We start from the raw sequence: 17,069 nt of genomic DNA, 5'->3' as shown, positions 1-17,069 counted from the left end.
GCCGAGGACTGCCCGATGCGGCGAAGGGAGGCTCGGCCGCTGTGCCCACAGCCCCGGTCGGATGCCGCTATCGCGTGCCGTTCTGCGCGAACTCGGCGACGGTGTCGACGTTCTCCTTGGTGACGAAGGCAGGTCCGGTGAGGACCGGCGCGGTGCCGCCTCCGCTGACGTTTCCGTTGGTCTTGTACAGCCACAGGGCGTCGACGGCGAGGTAACCCTGGAGGTACGGCTGCTGGTCGACCGCGAACTCGACCGATCCGCTCTGGACGGCCTTCACCAGGTCCTTGTTGAGGTCGAAGGTGGCGATCTTGGCCTTGCCGCCGGCGTCCTGCGCCGACTGCACGGCCGTGAGTGCGAACGGGGCGCCGAGGGTGACCACTTGGTCGATGGAGGAGTCCTGCCGGAGCTTGGCGGTGATCGTCGCCTTCACGGACGGCATGTCGGTGCCGTTGACGTAGAGGGTGTCCGTCTTGCCGGTGAATCCCTTCTTCAGCCCGGCGCAGCGGGCCTCCAGCGCGACCTGCCCCTGCTCCTGGATGACGCAGAGAGCGTGCTTGGCGCCGAGCCGGCTCAGGCGCCCGCCGAAGGCCTGGCCGGCGATGTTCTCGTCCTGGCCGAAGTACTCGAGCATGTCGAGTCGCTTCCAGTCGTCCAAGCCGGAGTTGAAGCCCACGACCGGTACGCCGGCTGATGCGGCCTTGGCCGCCACCGCCTTCAGGGCGTCGGGCTTGGCCGCGGTGAGCGCGATGCCGTCGACCTTCTGGTCCAGGGCGTTCTGCACGAGATTGGCCTGGTTGCCCGCGTTGGGGTCGCTGGAGTAGACGAGCTTGACGTTGTCCTTGGCGGCGGCAGCTTGGGCGCCCTTGCGGATCAGGTCCCAGAAGGTGTCGCCCGGGGCAGCGTGGGTGATCATGGCCACGGTCATGCGTGGGGTGTCGGCCTTGCCCGCGGAGGCGGCCGCGCCGCGTTCCTCGGACTTCTTGCCGCCCGAGCTGCTGGAGCAGCCGGCTGCGATGAGTGTGCAGGTGAGAACAACACCGGCCAAGGCGGCCGCTCGGTGGTTTCTGCGCATGTCCGTTGCGCCTCTCTGTGCTGGTCAGGGTGGGTTTTGGCGGGGCGGGGGGATGGCGTCGACGCCCGGCGGGCGGGCTTGAGGGCTTTCGATGACGGGGAGGGACACGCTCGGCCCTGCTCGGCGGCCGCGGTTGGTGTGTGACGGCGGAACGTGGAGCGGTGGGGTGGCGGCGGTCATGGGTGCGGACCGCCGGCCGTTCGCGACCGGAGACTAGAGCGCTTTATTAGCGCGCTCTAGTGGCACGTACTATGGAGCGCTCTCCAAGTGATGTCAACAGGTTTGTCAGGACGTTCCGACATGTGCCGGTGCGCGGATACGGCGGTGGGCGGTCCTCGGCGGCCGTCGACTTCATGGGAGCCGGTATCGGAGACCGCCGGTGCGCTTGTTGGCCAAGTGGCCGGTCTGGACCGGGACATGAGAGGGCGCGAGATCGGGGTCGTTCGGTTGCCGACCGGCCCGCGGTGACCGGACGAGCGCCGAGGCGCCCTTACCTCGCTCTTCAGGGGCTTCTCGTCGGCGCGCAGCCCGGGCCGGAGCTTGGAGTCGGAGGCTCGGCGTCCGCTGCGTCCGCCCGGTCGGCGCTCGGCCGTGCGACCGTCCCACCCGTCCCGTGGGAGGTGGCAGGCCGCATGAACACCACATGGCTTTGGCCAGATTGGACGTCTGACGGGTGTTCGAACCCGGCGATACTCAGGGCTGGGCAATCCGCCCCAATCCCCACATCCACCGGAGGTCTCTCATGCCCCAGACCAGCGTTGCCACCACCGCCGTGCTCGATGCCTGGCTGGCGGGCGCCGAGAGCGCGTACGGCCAGACCAACCCCGCCGGACCCCTCTACGTCGGCGGCGCCGCCGCCGAGGCCGCGCTCACCGACCCGAGCGACTCCCTCTACGGCTTCTGTTCCAGCCCGAGTGGGTCGCACGGCAGCTGGTGTTGCTGATCGCCTGCGGTGACTCCAGGGCCCTTTGTGGAGGGCCTGACCGCTGAGTGCCCTCTCCAGGGCGCGCTTTTTGACCGTATCGCCTGCGGAGTACGCCTCTTCGGGAGCGCCCCTGCGGGGTACGGTTCATAAAGCCGGAGCGTGGGAAACCGCGCGCCGAGCCACGACGCGTCCGCACCCGGGAACGCGCCGCAGCCTGCCGAGTCGGTTGCCGCCCGCCCCGCGCGCGTCGGGGATGCGGGGGTTTCCGGCTCGGTCGGTTGCTGCCGGGTGCGGACGGGTCCGGGCTGGTCGCACAGTTGCCCGCGCTCCCTCGGAACGACGCAAGAAGCGAGTTCATGGCGGAATGAGGAGGGTGGACGGTGAGCGGATCGGCGCCGGAAAGATCGGAAAGGCCGGGGAAGCCGGGGGAGTCGGGAAGGCGGGACGAGGCGGAATGGTTCGCCCGACCCGTACGGACGATCGCCCGGCCTTGGCGGGAAGAGCTGGCCCGGCGGCTGGCCTCCCTTGACGCCCTGAGCCGGGAAGAACAAGAAACGGTACTGGAAGCCGGCCACACCGCCCTGCTCAAGTCCCTGCACGCGAAGCTGTCCCGCCTGTTCCTGATCGAACTGCACGCCCTGCGCATGACAGCGGGCGGCGGACGTCACGCCGAGGACGCGGGGGCGGGATCCGACACGCGGACGTGGACCGCGTTCCTGGAGCAGGCCGAGGAGGAGGGCTATCTCGACCGGCTGGCCGGCCGATACCCGAACGTCGGCCCGCGGATCGCGTCGGTGGCGCGGCTGTCGGTGGCGGCGACGGCCGGATTCGCGGAACGGCTCGCCGCGGACCGCGAAGTGCTGCGGCCGCTGCTGGGGGGACCCGCGGGGGAGATGCGCGCCGTCGCGTTCGGGGCGGGCGACACCCACCGGGGCGGCCTGACGGTCAGTCGGGTCGACTTCGCCGGCGGCAACGTCATGTACAAGCCCCGGCCGTCCGCATCCGACGTGGCGCTGGGCGCGCTGCTCGACGAGCTCTACGCGGATTTCCCCGGCGCACCGTCGCCCGACGAGCGCATCCGGGTGCCGCGGACACAAGCACGCGAGGGCTACGGCTGGGCCGAGTTCGTCCGCCACCGCTACTGCGCGGACGAGGCCGAACTCGCCGCGTTCTACCGGAACATAGGGCACTGGCTGGCCGTCCTCCGCTTCACCGGCGGCACCGACATGCACGCGGAGAACATGATCGCCGCGGGTCCGGTGCCGGTGATCGTGGACGCCGAGACGCTCTTCGACGCCCCCGCGCCCTTCCCGCCCAGCGGCCGGGGCGACGCGGTGGACGTGGCCGCGGCGGCCATCCGCCGTACGGTGCTGCGTACCGGACTGCTGCCCGTACGCGGCACCGGCTTCGCGCTCGGCGGGGTCGACATCTCCGGAGTCGGGTCGCTGCCCGGCCAGCAGCCGCTGATCCCGAACCCGGTGATCGCGGACGCCGGCACCGCGGCGGCCCGTTTCCAGGTGGACCTGGTGGCGATGCCCACCGCGGGCAACCACCCCAGTCCCACTCCCGTGCTGAGCGCGTACTGGGACCGGATTCTGGCCGGCTTCCGCGAGATGACCGCGCACCTGCGTAGGCCCGGGACCGATCCGCACCGGCTGCTGCGCCGCTTCGAAGGCGCCCAGGCGCGGCGGATCCTGCGGCCGACGCAGGCGTACGTCGACATCGGCCGGATGCTCTGGCACCCGGCGTCGTTGCACGACGAGGCGGCGGCGGTCGAACGGGCCCGGGACATCCTGCGGCGCAACGCCGAGGTGCTGCCCGGTGCGCCGACCGAGCGTGCGGCCATCGACGGCGAGATCGCGGACCTGTTGGCCGGTGACGTGCCGATGTTCACCTTCACCGTGGACTCGGCCGCCGTACGGACCACCGTGGAGGACTGGCGCACCGCCGACCTGGCGCTGGAGGAGGCGGTGATCCAGGACGCGCTGGTCGGTGCGTACCTCAACGAGCGTTCGCTGCCCACGCGGACGCAGGCCGCCGCCCGCGACCCGCACGCCCGGGACCGGGAGCGCCGCCGCCGCGACCTGGCCGCGCAGATGGTACGGCGGCTGTGCGACGGGGCGGTGCGCGGCGAGGACGGCACGGTCACCTGGATCAGCCCCGTCTTCACCCCCGCGGGGTGGTCGATCAGGGTGCTGCCCGCCGACCTCTACACCGGGCAGGGCGGGGTGGCGCTGACGCTCGCGGAGTACGTGACCGAGGTGCGGGCCGGGCGGGCGGAGGAGGTGCCGGGCGTCGCCGAGACGTTCGAGGGGGCGCTGCGGGTCCTGGTCGGCACCGAGGACCGGACACCGACGCCGTCACCCGGGGCGTTCAGCGGTGCCGCGTCGCAGGTGTGGACGTGGCTGGCGCTGCACCGGGTGCTCGGTGAGGACTGGCTGCTGGAGCGGGCCGCCGCGAGGGCCCTGCTGCTCGCGGAGGGCCGACTGGTCGAGGACGACGTCGAGGTGGACCTCCTCAACGGGGCGGCAGGCGCGGTCGTCCCCCTGCTCAACCTGGCCGCGGCGACCGGGCAGGACCGCTGGCTCGGCGCCGCCGCGCACATCGGCCGCCGACTGACCGGGCTGGCCACCCTCGACGCGAGCGGCGCCCGCTGGACGACCCGGCTCAACCCCGAGGGCATCGGCGGCTTCGCCCACGGCGCCACCGGCATCGGCTGGGCGCTGACCCGGCTCGCGCTCGGCGACGCGGGCTCCGCGGCCGAACGGCGCGACTGGAACCACCTCGCCGAGCGGGCCTTCGCCTATCAGGAGTCCCTCTACCAACCCGAGCACGGCAACTGGCTCGACGTCCGCATCGGCGCCGAGGAGGACTTCTTCACCAGCTGGTGCCACGGCAGCGCGGGGGTGGGCATCGGCATGCTCGACCTCCACCGGCGCACGGGCGATCCCGCCCACCTCGACATGGCCCGTCGGGCCGCACGTGCCTGCGCCGCCGAGGGCTTCGGCTGGAGCCATACCCTGTGCCACGGCGACCTCGGCCTCTGGGAATTCCTCACGTCCATGGACTTCGGCGACCCCTCCGACCTCGACGCCGAGATCCTCACCGGCCTCGAGCAACGCGGCCCGGTCGGCGGCCTGGCCCGCGAGGCGTTCTCGCCCAGCCTCATGTCCGGCCTCTCAGGAGTACTCCACACGCTCCTGCGCATGCACCCCGCGGCCACCCTGCCGAATCCCCTCCTCCTCGACTGACCCGACCTCGGGCGTGGTCGCGGAGGTGGTCGCGCTCCGTGTCCGACGGGGCGGCCACCGTGGTGAACGCGACGCCGGACGGGCAGCGTGAGGCCCTGGTCGCATGCGGTTGGGGGCTGGGCGGCAGCCCTGCCGACCCCGCGCCGGGCGCCGGTGCGGGGTCGGTCCCGTCGACGCGTGGTCCGGCGCGTGCGGGACGCGCTCGGCAGTCCTGCCGGCGCATTGCCGATAGTTCTCGGCTGCGCTCGCAAGCTGTCCTGGGGCGGTGCACTGTGGAACATGTGGGGATTTGGGATCGCTTTGCCGGCTTCGGCCCGGGGCAATCGAAGCATGTGCTGCTGGCGCTCCCCGTCCTGCTGATCGTGATGATCACGGTCGTCGACATCGTTGCCCCGGCCGACATCCACCTGGGCCCGCTGCTGGTGATCGCGCCGGCGATCACCGCATCCTTCGCCGGCCCCCGGCTGACCGGGGCGATCGGCGTCCTGGCGCTCGCGGCCGAGGCAGGCATCGCCCTGTACGACGGCATCCTCTTCTCGCGCAACGTCGTCGTGCAGATGGTCGCCCTCGCCGTACTGAGCCTTCTGATCGTGGGCTACTCCGTGGTACGCGAGAGACACGGACGGGAACTGGCCCAGGTGAGATCGGTCGCCGAGGCCGCACAGCACGTACTGCTGTGGCCGCTGCCCAGCGGGATCGGCCCCCTGCGTACGGCGTCGGTATATCTGGCCGCCGAGGACGAGGCCGAGATCGGTGGAGACCTGTACGCCGTCACGCGTACCGACGACGCCACGCGCGTACTCATCGGAGATGTCCGAGGCAAGGGCTTGGCGGCCATCGGCGAGGCCGCTCTGCTGCTCGGCGCGTTCCGCGAAGCCTCCCATCAACACGCCGACCTCATCGCGCTGACGGACGCGCTGGAACAGAGCGTCGGCCGCTACCACGGCGAATTCACCCCGCCGGAGGACGAGGCCGGGGCCGAGGAGCGCTTCGTGACCGCCCTGTTGCTCGAGATCCCCGACGATGCCGCCATCGTCAGGATGACCAGCTGCGGGCACCCCGCGCCCCTGCTGCTCAGCCCGGAACACTCCGTCACCGCACTGAGGCTGCACCCCGCGCCCCCGCTGGGAATCGGCGTCCTGGGCCCATCGCCGCGCACGCTGGACGTGTTCACCTTCGAAGCCGGGGAAACCCTCCTGCTCTACACCGACGGCGTCATCGAGGCGCGCAATCAGAGCGGTGACTTCTATCCGTTCGCCGAACGAGCCGCCCAGTGGACCGAGAGCGGCCCCGAAGCGCTCCTGCGTCACATCCGGCGTGACCTCCTCGCCCACGTCGGTGGACGCCTCGGCGACGACGCCGCGCTCATCGCCCTTCGCCGGACACCCACCCATTCCGGCCACCACCTCGCCAGGCTCATCCACGCCGAGCCCTCCAGAGGGTGGGGGCGGGACTCCCAGGAACGCAGCTCCTGAGAAAGTCCTGGCCTGGTTACCCGTGCGTCGCGGCGCGACCGTGGAGCCATGAACACGAACGGCACCGACGTGGAAAGCCTGGAACTGATCGTTGTCGTCGCCGTCGGTGTACTGGCGATGGGCCGGCTGTCGCGTCGTACGGGCCTGAGTGAACCGCCGCTGCTGCTCGGCGCGGGCTGCCTCGTAGGACTGACACCCCCCTTCGCCGGGTTCACGCTGTCCCCCGACGTCGTCCTGTTCCTCTTTCTTCCCGCCCTGCTGTACTGGGAGGCGCTGACCTCCTCGGTACGCGAGATCCGCGACAACTTCCGCAGCATCGCCCTACAGGCCACCGGGCTGGTGCCGGCCACCGCCGTCGCAGTGGCCGCCGTGGCCCACACGTTGGGCTACAGCTGGCCCATCGCCTTCGTCCTCGGTGCCGTCCTGGCTCCGACCGACGCCGCGGCCGTCGCCGCCGTGGCCAAGGCCATGCCACGCCGCATCCTGACCGTGCTGCGCGCCGAAAGCCTGCTGAACGACGGCACCGCTCTGGTCCTGCTGGCCGTGGCCATCGAGGTCGTCACCGACGAGCGACCCTTCTCCTGGTCCGGTACGGCGCTCGCCTTCGTCGAGTCCTACGCCGGCGGAATCGTGATCGGTGCCGCGACCGCACTGCTCCTCATCCCGGTCAGGCGCCGGCTGCCCGAGCCCCTGCTCCACAGCGTGCTGAGTGTCGCCACCCCCTTCCTCGCCTAGGGCCTGTCCGGCGGATCATGCCGGAGACGCGGGGTCTGGCACGCCCTCCCCCAAGCTCTTCGAGCAGGGGGTGCCCCCAGCGGCGTTGTCGTCGGTCGCCGACTCCCCCAAGCTCTCGGCTTCGCTCGAGCAGGGGGGACCCCCATCGCGTCGACTCCCTCCTCCGCCTTGCAGCTGCACGCACCAAGCCCCGCTCACCAGCATCGATGAGACCCCGCCCGTTTCCTGCGACCTGATCCGCCGGACGGGCCCTACCTCTGCGGCCTTGTGACCACCCGGTTCGGCCCCCGCGTCATCGGTTCCGACGCCCGCATCCAGGCCATCGCCTTCTGGGAAGTGGCCAGTTACCCGCTCAACAGCGCGCTGTTCATCCTCGTCGATATCCAACTGCCCGCCGCGATCAGGGCATTGACCTCGGTCTCCCTCGCGCAGGCGGCGATCGCCGCCTGAGCCGTGAGCGTCGCTGTGATCGGGACACGGCTGCTGTGGTTCTACTCGGTCCCCTATCTGGTCAGGTTCCTGGACCGGCGTCCTCAGCAGCGGGACCGCCGTATCACCGCCCCTCAGCGGCTGCCGCTGGCGTGGGCGGGGATGCGCGGAGCCATCTCGCTGGCCGCGGCGCTGACCGTGCCCGCCGTGACCGCCGAGGGACATGTCGTCGAACAACGCGACGCCGTCGTGTTCATCACGGCTGTCGTCATCGTCGTCACCCTTACGTTCCTCGGTCCGACGCTGCCGACCGTGGTCCGCCGGGCCCGCTTCCCCGAGGACGAGGTCGAGACCGCGGAACTCACCCTCGCCCGTTGCCATATGAGCAGCGCCGCCCTGCGCGCCCTACCGGAGTTGGCGCAGCGGTTCGGGGTCCCCGAGGCGGCCACCCTCCGCATGGCCCAGGACATCGAGGACCGTAGGGCCCCCGCTCCCGGCTCCACGCGACGCCGTGAGAGCGTGCGGCGCCTCGAACTCGCCCTGCTTCAGGTCAAGCGGGACACGCTCAGGGACCTGCGCGACGCCGGCCGCATCGACGACATCGTCCTCCGCGCCGTTCAGGAAGTGCTCGATATGGAGGAGGTCCGCCTGGGGACAAAGGCGCATCACCCAGCGGCGGAGTCTTCCCAGGACGACCCCGCGCGCTCCTAGGGCCCTCTTCGGAAGTGGATCAAGGCCGTGTGCGGTGATCGTGTCCCGCGGCGTGGAAAGCCTCTGGGCTTGGTCAGCGGACGACGTCGAGGACGTTCATCTGCAGGCCGTTGGAGTACACGGCGTGCTCGACGAGCCTGAGCTTCTGGGTGTCCTTGTCGGTGGCGGGGAACAGGCGCTTGCCCGCGCCGAGCAGCAGCGGGTGGACGAGCAGGTGGTAACGGTCGATCAGGCCGGCGTCGGCGAGGCTGTGGTTCAGGGCGACGCTGCCGTGGACGATGATCGGGCCTCCGTCGGTCTCCTTGAGGGCGGCGACCTCGTCGAGGGAGCGCAGGATGCTGGTCTCGCCCCAGTTCGAGACGAGCTTGTCCTCAGTGAGGGTGGTGGAGACGACGTACTTCGGCATGGTCTTGTAGTGGGCGAACTCGTTCATGTCCGGCCACACCGGGCTGAACGCCTCGTAGCTGGTCCGGCCCATCAGGACGGCGGTGGATTCCTGCTGCTCCCGTGCCTTGATGTCGAACGCCTCGGGGACGAACTCGACGTCCTTGAAGGTCCATCCGGAGTTGCGGTAGCCGGGTTCGCCGCCCGGGCCCTCCATGACGCCGTCGAGCGAGATGAAGGCGGAGCTGATCAGGGTACGCATGCTGGTTTCCTTTGGGGTTTCTGGTGTGCGGTTTTCGATTGCTCGCCGCCGCCTCGACCACGTTCGAGGCGGCGGCCTCCTGGTGGGGACTCTTTGCGGGCCGCCCCCGGAGGGAGGCCGGTGCGGTTCCGTGCCGGGGCCGGGCGGCGAGGATCCGGGCCCGCATCGGGTCCAGGGATGCCTCGGCCGCGCGGGTCTTCGATCACAGCGACGTCCAGCACCGCTCCAGAATCTCTCCGACAAAAAAAATTGTCAAGGAGGGAAATGTTGTCGGTGGGTGGAATGGCGGCAGACAGGGTAGGCGTGGGAACCCATCGGACAGTGGGAAACGGCCCGGGATCCCGGCGACGGTGGGTCGCCAACGCCTCTGCCCGCGAGTCTCACGACGCCGATCTCCTGATCGCTGTGATCCACGGCTGGTGAGGCCCTCGGCTCGTGCAGTGAGGGCGGGCGGTGCCACATTGTGCGCGGTGCGAACCGGCATGCGGTGCCGGTTGAGTACTGGGGCATGCCGTGCGTTCGAGATCGGCTTGCCCGGGGGCACGCCCGGGAAGTGCCACCGGCGACCTGGGCGGACCCGCGAGAGCCGCGGCCGTAGCCGGGGCTGTTCGACGAGGCGCCGGAGGAGCTCGTCGAGTCGTGGAGGGCCGAGCGCGCTCATGCCGGCCGACTCGCACGTGGGTCGGGGACCCGCGTGCGAGCCGGCTCCCGGAACCGGTCGTCAGCCCGCGGCGGCGGTGAGCGCTTCGAGGGCGCCGGCCTGGGTACGCCAGTCGGTCTGGTTGGGGCTGGTACCGGCCCAGCGTTCGCCGAGGGCGTTGAGGGAGCTACGGTCCCGCGCCCACAGCGTGTCGGCCTGCTTCTGGACGTAACTCTGGTAGGTGCCGGAACCGGTGGCCTTCGCGAGGTCGGCGAAGTTCCGCATGAAGATGCCCTTGAACTGCTTCTGGTTGTCGTCGCAGGACGTCGAGCCGACGTCGCAGGACTCGGTGAGCACTCCGCCGGAGGTCAGCGTCGGGCTGCTGATCGCGGCGTCGGCCAGGGTGCGCGCGGTGGTCAGCAGCGAGCTGTCCCCGGTCGTCTTCCACAGTTCGGTGAAGCCGCCGATGGCCAGTCCCTGGTTGTAACTCCACACGGTGGAGCCGTTGTTGGCGCAGGCGGAGGTCAGCCCGTCGTTCACCAGACCGGAGGAGTTGATCATCCCGCTGGACCGGTACCAGGCGGCGGACGTCTTGGCCCGCTGCAGCCAAACGGTGTCGCCCGCGATGCGCTGGTGCAGCGCCGTGGTCAGCCAGAGGTACTGCCCGTTCGTCACGGCGTTCTTGTAGGTGCGCTCGCGGTCCCACCACACGCCGCCCCCGCAGGTGCCGGGGTCCCAGTACTGCTGAACGTAGTTGGCGATGGTGACCGCCTCGTTCAGATAGCGGGAGTCACCGGTGTAGTCGTACGCGTCGATCCAGGCGATGGCCCACCAGCCCGAGTCGTCGATGGAACGGCTGATGAAGTCGCCCTCGATCGCATCCGAACTGCGAACACCGGCCGCGAAGGTGCCCTTGTTCTGGTCGAAGGTGCGGGCGATGACCCAGTCGTAGTCGTGCCTGCCGGTGGCCCGGGAGGAGTCGATGAGCGCGGTGAGGGTGGCGGCGGAGTTCCACCAACTGCTCGGCCACCAGCCGTTGTAGGGGTCGTACGAGGACATCAGCGCGTCGGCCGCCGCGCGCGTCCTGGTCGGCACGGGTCTGACCCACGCGGTGCAACTGCCCTCGTTGTGGCTTGCCTCCCGGCCGCAGGCGCGGACCGCGCCGCCGTAGAGCAGCCCGCGCGGATCGCGGGTGGCGTACATCGCGGTACGGGTGCCGGTGGCACCGGACGGGGTGCTGGTGCGGCCGAGCGAGGAGCCGTCCGGCCAGGTCGAGCCGCCGTCCCAGGAGCGGTCGAGCCAGATCTCGTCGCCGGCGCCACCGGTGTCGATGCTCGCCCAGGCCATGGAGTTCTTCTGGTCGACGTGCAGCCGGATCGTGCGGCCGTAGAGAGTCGTCGACGGCACCGGCTGGTCGTCGCCGGCCGCCTTGCCCGCGTCGGTGCCGTCACAGAGCGTGTCGCAGACCGTGGGGTAGACCCAGTTCGTACAGCCGACCCCTGCGGCGTCGCCGCAGGCCCGCACGAGCCCGCGCCGGTGGTTGCGAGGATCGGTGATGTTGTACATCAGCGTCCTGGTACCGGTCCAGGTTCCCGGGACGCTCGCCTTGCCGAGCAGTCCTTCCCAGGTGGCGCCGCCGTCCCAGGAGCGGTCCAGCCACACCGAGTCGCCGGTCACGCCGTTGTCGATGCTGGCCCACGCCATGTCGTCCGCGTCGGACACGTGCAGTTCGAGGCGACGGCCGTTGAGGTCCTTGTTCGGCACCGGGAAGCTCTCCTGCCGGGCCTGTGAGGGGTCCAGCGTGTCACAGGCCAGTACGCACACCTGGGTTGCGGCGGCCGCCGGCGTCGCGGCCGGGACCAGTGCCACGAACGCGAGAGCGGCCGTCAGCAGGAAGGTGAGGAGCCGTGGTCTGACAACGATGTCGGAGTTGTGTGAGGGCACCGGAACTCGCCTCGATTTCAGGGTGGGGGACGCCGGTTGGGTCTCACTGAGCCGGACGGGGGACCGGCAATGGTCCATACCTGCCCGGGAGGCAGTGAACCGGCTTGGTGGGGTGCTGTCAATGTCTCCAACGGGAGTGATTTCAGGGGTGGTTCACACCAGCTGTGACGGGTTGACACCCCGCTGTGGGGCGCACATCATCGGTGGAACTTCGGCGAGGCGTCTCGCACACCCACCGCTTCATGAGTCCCAGGCCTTCGTCAGCGATCAGTTTGAATCGATTCAAGCACTTCGTTCCCGCATTCAGACCCGGGAGGTACCTATGCGGCGCCGCCGCCCCTTGTTGATCCGAACGCCCTGCCCAGGGCGCCTACTTGGCCTCGCCACAGTGGTGTCCGCCGCACTGCTCATGGCTCCCGCGCCGGCCACATCGGCGGCCACCTCGTCGACCGCAACAGGAGCCGGCAAGGCGACCCTTGACGCCCTGAACTACTCGCCGACCTCGCGCACCCTCAAGCCGACCGCGATCTACCGAACGTCCGGCAGTGTCGCGGACCCGCAGAACGTCCTCAGCGGGCAGCCGACGCGGATCTCCGGCTCGCAGTCGGCCGTCACCCTCGACTTCGGCAAAGAGGTCGGTGGCGTGACAACGTTGTCCTTCGGCAGTACCAGCGACAGCGGCCAGCGCGTCGGCCTGGCCTTCAGCGAGTCGTCCCTGTACGTGGGCAACAACAGCGACCGCAGCAGCGGACGCGACGGCGAGGACGGGGCGCTCTACGCCACGGCCTCCGCCAACGGCACCTACACGGTGCCCACCGCTCAACAGCGGGGCGGCTTCCGCTACTTGACGGTTTTCCTGGACACCTCGGGTTGGGTGGATCTCAAGGGCGTCAGCCTCAACTTCACCGCGGCTCCGGGCAAGGCCGACCCGGCCGACTACGCCAACTACTTCTCCTCCAGCGACGACCTGCTCAACCGCATCTGGTACGCCGGGGCGTACACCGTCCAGCTCAACACGATCGCCTCCAACCAGGGCCGCGCCTGGCCCCCGCCGTCCTCGGCGTGGGACAACGGCGCCACCGTCGGCGTGGGTGACTCCGTCCTGGTCGACGGGGCCAAACGCGACCGTACGGTGTGGCCCGGCGACATGGGCATCGCCGTACCCACGCAGTACGCGTACTCCAACGACCTCGTCTCGACCCGCAACGCGCTCACCACGATGTACAACGCGCAGTCGGCGGAAGGTGAAATCCCCTGGTCGGGGCCGCCGTTCAACCTCACCGGCTCGGACACCTACCACACCTGGACGCTGCTGGGGACGTCGACGTACTACACCTACTCGGCCGACCGGGCGTGGCTGGATTCCGAATGGGCCGACTACAAGCGCGGGATGGCCTTCATCACCAACAAGATCGACGGCAACAACCTGCTCAACGTGACGCGCACCCAGGACTGGGCCCGGGTCGGCCAGGGCGGCGAGAACGTCTCCGCCAACGCGCTGCTGTACGCCGCGCTCAAGGGCGGCGCCACCCTGGCCACGGTCGAGGGCGACAGCGCACTCGCCGCGAGCTGGAACGCCAAGGCGGCCGCCATCAAGTCCGCCGCCAACTCCCTGCTGTGGGACGCCGCGAAGGGCATGTACAAGGACAACCCCAGCAGCGGCCTGTACCCGCAGGACGGCAACTCCCTCGCCGTCTGGTACGGGTTGACCGACTCCGCGGCCAAGTCGAAGAGTGTCATCGCGGGGCTCGGGAAGAACTGGGGCATCTACGGCCCCACGACTCCCGAATGGGGCGGCAACGTGTCGCCCTTCGCCGGCGGCATGGAGCTCAACGCCCGCTTCACCGCCAATGACGACTACACCGCCCTGGACCAGATCCGCCGCACCTGGGGCCACATGCTGACCAGCGACATCGGCTCCAAGAGCACCTTCTGGGAGGGCATCAAGGCCGACGGCGGCCTCGCCTACGGGGGTTCGTTCATGAGCCTGGCCCACGGCTGGTCCACCGCGCCCACCTCCACGCTCACCTTCGACGTGCTCGGCACCGCACCCGAGTCGGCGACCGGCACGTACCGCTTCGTCCCGCACCCCGGCGACCTGACCAGCGCCGAGGGCCGCATCACCATGCCCCAGGGCGCCGTCAACGCCTCCTGGTCCCGCGACCCCGCCGCCGGCACGTACTCGGCGCACCTCACCAGCCCGGCCGGTACCACCGGCCGCATCGGCGTCCCGAAGTTCGGCGGCGGCAACATCTCGGTGTCCGTGAACGGCACCGTCGTCTGGAGCAACGGAACGTTCACCCCCACCTCGGGAATCACCGGCGCGAGCCAGGACGACACCTACGTCTACCTCACCGGCGTCGCCCCGGGCGGCTACACCGTGGCCGCCACCGGACTGGGCAATCCGTCGCCGCCCGCCGATCCCGGTACCGGCGCGCTGCGGCCGGGCTTCACCCGGTGCGCGGCCGAGGGCGGTACCTGCTCCTTCAGCGGCACCCGCTCGGTGGCCTACGGGGCTGGGACCTACACGTACAAAACAGTGACCGGCAGCACCGCCTGCACCAACGACTCCTTCGGTGGTGACCCGGCGTCGAATCTCGTCAAGTCCTGCTACGTCGCCGACGCGGGCGGCCCGCCCGGATACACCGTCTGCGCGGCGGAGGGCGGCACCTGCGCCGTGCCCGGCTACAACCGTGACGTCGTCTACGGCGCCAACGGCAACTTCGCCCACCAGGTCACCAACGGGTCCGTCGCCTGCACCAACGCCCACTTCGGCGATCCCATCGACGGAGTGGCCAAGTCCTGCTACGTGGCGCCCGCGGGAGGACCGTCCGGTGGCTGGACCAAGTGTGCGGACCAGAACGGAACCTGCCCGGCCGCCGCGGGGCAGCCGGTGACATACGGCGCCTTCGGAGCGTTCACGACGATCACGGCCACCGGCGACACCCCGTGCACCGACGCCACGTTCGGAGATCCGATCCCGGGTGAGTCGAAGGCCTGCTACACCGCCACCGGCGGTCCGGTCGGCTACGCCGCCTCCTGCTCCGCTGAAGGCGGCACGTGCGCCTTCAGCGGACAGCAGACCGTCGCCTACGGCGCCCGGGGCCGTTTCCTCTACAAGGCGTTCACCGGCGGCACCGGCTGCACGACGGCGGCATTCGGCACCGATCCGCTGCCGGGCGTGAGCAAGACCTGCTACCGCACCACCTGAGCAGCGCAACGCCTCCGGCAGCCTCCGTTCCCCGCGTGTCAGGGGGCTGCCGGATCACTCCGGATGGGCCACTGCCTCCTTCTGCAGTTGCACCGCCGCCAGCAGGCTCAGTTTCGGTTCCGCCTGGCGCAGCGCCCGCACCGCCGCGACGGAGGTGATGTCCCCGGTGAAGCCGACGTCGGCCAGCCGGGAGCGGACCCAGCGGGCACGCAGTTGGGTCTCGGTGGCGGAGGCGGTGGACTCGACGAGCGCGGCAGCGCGTTCCAGACCGAGGCGCTCTTCCGGTGAGGCCTCGGCCAGTGCCTGGCGCAGGGTCGCCGCGACCACGTCCGCGTCCCGGATGGCCAGCACGAAGTTGTTCTTCTTGCTCAGTCCCGTGATTCCTGTCATGGGGATCAGCCTGACTGCCATGTTCTCCGCGCGCCAAGCGACTTGAGGAGGCTCAGAGGCTCGGCCACTCGCCGTCGGCCCGTGCGGTCGGGGCAGCGGACCGCGCACCCGGTGCGTGCCTGCGCGCCGGGTGTGCGGTCGCCCTGGCTTTTCGTCATCGGGCGATGGGATCAGCTGCTGGGGACGGTGTCCTCGAACGTGGTGCCCGCGCTGCGGTACGCCGTCACCTTGGCGGCGACCTGCGCCGGAGTGAGGACCTGGTCCTTGACGTGCAGGACGTAGTCGACCTGCTCGTCGTACGCCCGCGCGGTGGTGCTGGTCTGGCCCGCGAGGTCGATCAGCCACTGGTTGAAGTTGATCGACATCGGCCGCTCCGGCAGGTACGCGGAGTCATGGGTGCCGAAGAGCTGTCCGTCGATGTAGTACTTGATGCTGCTGTTGTCGATGGTCAGCACCAGGTCGTGCCAGCCGTTGTAGCTCTGCCGGCCCTCGGTGTGCTGGTTGACCGCCACCCACGGGTCGGCCTGGTAGGTCTCCCAGGACGTCGTGTAGAGGATGTCGGAGGTCTCGCCCCAGCCGCCGTTGGGCAGATACTCGAAGTCGTACTCGGAGTAGTCGTCCGCCATCGGTGCCGTGAGGTCGTTGATGGTGAAGAACGTCTGGACGAGGTGGTCGCCGTCCGGGCCGTACTTGGGCGCGTCGTTGAACTTGACCCGGGCCGCGTAGGTGCCGTTCTTGAACTTCCGCGCGTTGGTGACGATCTCGGTCTGCTTGGTGCTCTCCCCGGTGCCCGACGTCGAGGTCTCCAGGTTCATGACGGAGTTGCCGCTCGTGGTGGCGAAGGTGACCTTGTCGGGCGCCCAGGTGGCGCCGGACACGCCGGGGCCGCCGGAGGTGGAGCGCACGCTCCAGCCGTGCGCCGAGACCTTCGGGTCGTTGTAGGCGCTGTAGTTGAAGTCGTCGAACAGCGTGGCGCCGGTGGCCGGCGGGTCGGTCGGCGGGTCGGTGGGCGGGTTCGTCGGGTCGTTGCCCGCGGGGGCCTGGCCCCACAGCGTGGTGCCGGACAGCTGCGCGGTGACCTTGGACCAGTCGGCGTACGACGTCTGGGAGGCGCCGAAGGAGTAGTCGTCGCTCTGGTTGAGCGACTGCCACGTCGACTGGTAGAAGCGCAGCTGCATGTCGCCTGTGTCGGCGCCCGGCGCGAGCGTGCCGGCGCCGGAGGTGAAGCCGATCTCCAGGTAGCGGTCGGCCGTGGCGGTCGGGTTGGCGAGCGTGCCGAAGGTGCCCGTGACGTTGGCGCAGCCCTTGACGGCCCAGGAACAGGCGAAGCGATAGGACGCGCCGGCCGAGTCGGCCTTGAAGTAGTAGCGGATCCTGACGTTCGCCAGTTGCACGGTCGTGCTGCCGGTGTTCTTCACCTTGAACCAGGGTTCGGACTGGTCGGCGGTGGCTCCCGTGGCGCTCGTACGGTACTGGACGCTCAGCCCGTCGCCGGCGGCGCTCGCGGTGGCCGGGAGCGCGGTGAGCGCGGCGGCGCCCATGGCCACCGCGACGGCGGCGGACGCTGCGGCGCGTAGCCGGTTCTTCGCGAATCTCATGGTTGTTCCTCTCCAGAAAGGTGGGGTGATTCCCGGAACGGG

The 17,069-nt window shown here is 70.1% G+C and carries 12 protein-coding genes; 7 read left to right on the top strand and 5 right to left on the bottom strand.

From position 1 onward, the window contains the following. Window positions 1-67: 67 nt before the first annotated feature. Entirely contained in the window at window positions 68-1,072 is a 1,005-nt protein-coding gene (locus tag KVT44_RS25550) for a substrate-binding domain-containing protein (RefSeq protein WP_190171620.1), read from the bottom strand. A gap of 742 nt (window positions 1,073-1,814) precedes the next feature. On the opposite strand from KVT44_RS25550, the gene KVT44_RS25545 reads away from it, so the two are divergent. From KVT44_RS25545 to KVT44_RS58285, 6 genes are all read left to right on the top strand, one after another. Further along, window positions 1,815-2,015 carry a DUF6229 family protein gene (locus KVT44_RS25545; RefSeq protein WP_095858363.1) on the top strand — a complete coding sequence of 67 codons (201 nt, stop codon included), beginning with the start codon at window positions 1,815-1,817 and terminating at the stop codon, window positions 2,013-2,015. Window positions 2,016-2,377: 362 nt separating this feature from the next. Beyond that, window positions 2,378-5,248, top strand: a complete 2,871-nt coding sequence (locus KVT44_RS25540) for a type 2 lanthipeptide synthetase LanM family protein (RefSeq protein WP_217568881.1) — start codon at window positions 2,378-2,380, stop codon at window positions 5,246-5,248. A 365-nt stretch (window positions 5,249-5,613) separates the two neighbouring features. After that, window positions 5,614-6,723, top strand: coding sequence for a PP2C family protein-serine/threonine phosphatase (locus KVT44_RS25535; RefSeq protein ID WP_217569110.1), 1,110 nt, complete (start codon window positions 5,614-5,616; stop codon window positions 6,721-6,723). 48 nt (window positions 6,724-6,771) lie between these two features. Continuing rightward, window positions 6,772-7,458 carry a cation:proton antiporter gene (locus KVT44_RS58295; RefSeq protein ID WP_254649863.1) on the top strand — a complete coding sequence of 229 codons (687 nt, stop codon included), beginning with the start codon at window positions 6,772-6,774 and terminating at the stop codon, window positions 7,456-7,458. A gap of 267 nt (window positions 7,459-7,725) precedes the next feature. Then, entirely contained in the window at window positions 7,726-7,908 is a 183-nt protein-coding gene (locus KVT44_RS58290; RefSeq protein ID WP_254649862.1) for a hypothetical protein, read from the top strand. A 3-nt stretch (window positions 7,909-7,911) separates the two neighbouring features. Continuing rightward, on the top strand, window positions 7,912-8,598 hold the full coding sequence (locus KVT44_RS58285; protein ID WP_254649861.1) for a hypothetical protein: 687 nt from the start codon (window positions 7,912-7,914) through the stop codon (window positions 8,596-8,598). A gap of 73 nt (window positions 8,599-8,671) precedes the next feature. Here the strand turns inward: KVT44_RS58285 and KVT44_RS25525 are convergent, their stop codons facing one another. Next, window positions 8,672-9,244, bottom strand: coding sequence for a dihydrofolate reductase family protein (locus tag KVT44_RS25525; RefSeq protein WP_190171618.1), 573 nt, complete (start codon window positions 9,242-9,244; stop codon window positions 8,672-8,674). 721 nt (window positions 9,245-9,965) lie between these two features. Beyond that, entirely contained in the window at window positions 9,966-11,588 is a 1,623-nt protein-coding gene (locus KVT44_RS25520; protein ID WP_254649881.1) for a glycoside hydrolase family 76 protein, read from the bottom strand. A gap of 628 nt (window positions 11,589-12,216) precedes the next feature. Here KVT44_RS25520 and KVT44_RS25515 point away from each other — a divergent pair. Next, window positions 12,217-15,039, top strand: a complete 2,823-nt coding sequence (locus tag KVT44_RS25515; RefSeq protein ID WP_308314103.1) for a trehalase family glycosidase — start codon at window positions 12,217-12,219, stop codon at window positions 15,037-15,039. 54 nt (window positions 15,040-15,093) lie between these two features. On the opposite strand, the gene KVT44_RS25510 is transcribed toward KVT44_RS25515, so the two are convergent. Beyond that, the gene (locus tag KVT44_RS25510) at window positions 15,094-15,429 is read right to left on the bottom strand and encodes a hypothetical protein (protein WP_099925933.1); all 336 of its coding nucleotides are present in this window, start codon (window positions 15,427-15,429) and stop codon (window positions 15,094-15,096) included. A 170-nt stretch (window positions 15,430-15,599) separates the two neighbouring features. Beyond that, window positions 15,600-17,027, bottom strand: coding sequence for a cellulose binding domain-containing protein (locus KVT44_RS25505; RefSeq protein WP_217568875.1), 1,428 nt, complete (start codon window positions 17,025-17,027; stop codon window positions 15,600-15,602). Window positions 17,028-17,069 lie beyond the last annotated feature (42 nt).

The sequence above is a fragment of the Streptomyces sp. GbtcB7 genome (assembly GCF_019091445.1).
Classification (GTDB): domain Bacteria; phylum Actinomycetota; class Actinomycetes; order Streptomycetales; family Streptomycetaceae; genus Streptomyces; species Streptomyces mirabilis.
The sequence above is the reverse complement of the archived record's forward strand: the minus strand, read 5'-3'. Positions and strand labels throughout refer to the sequence as shown.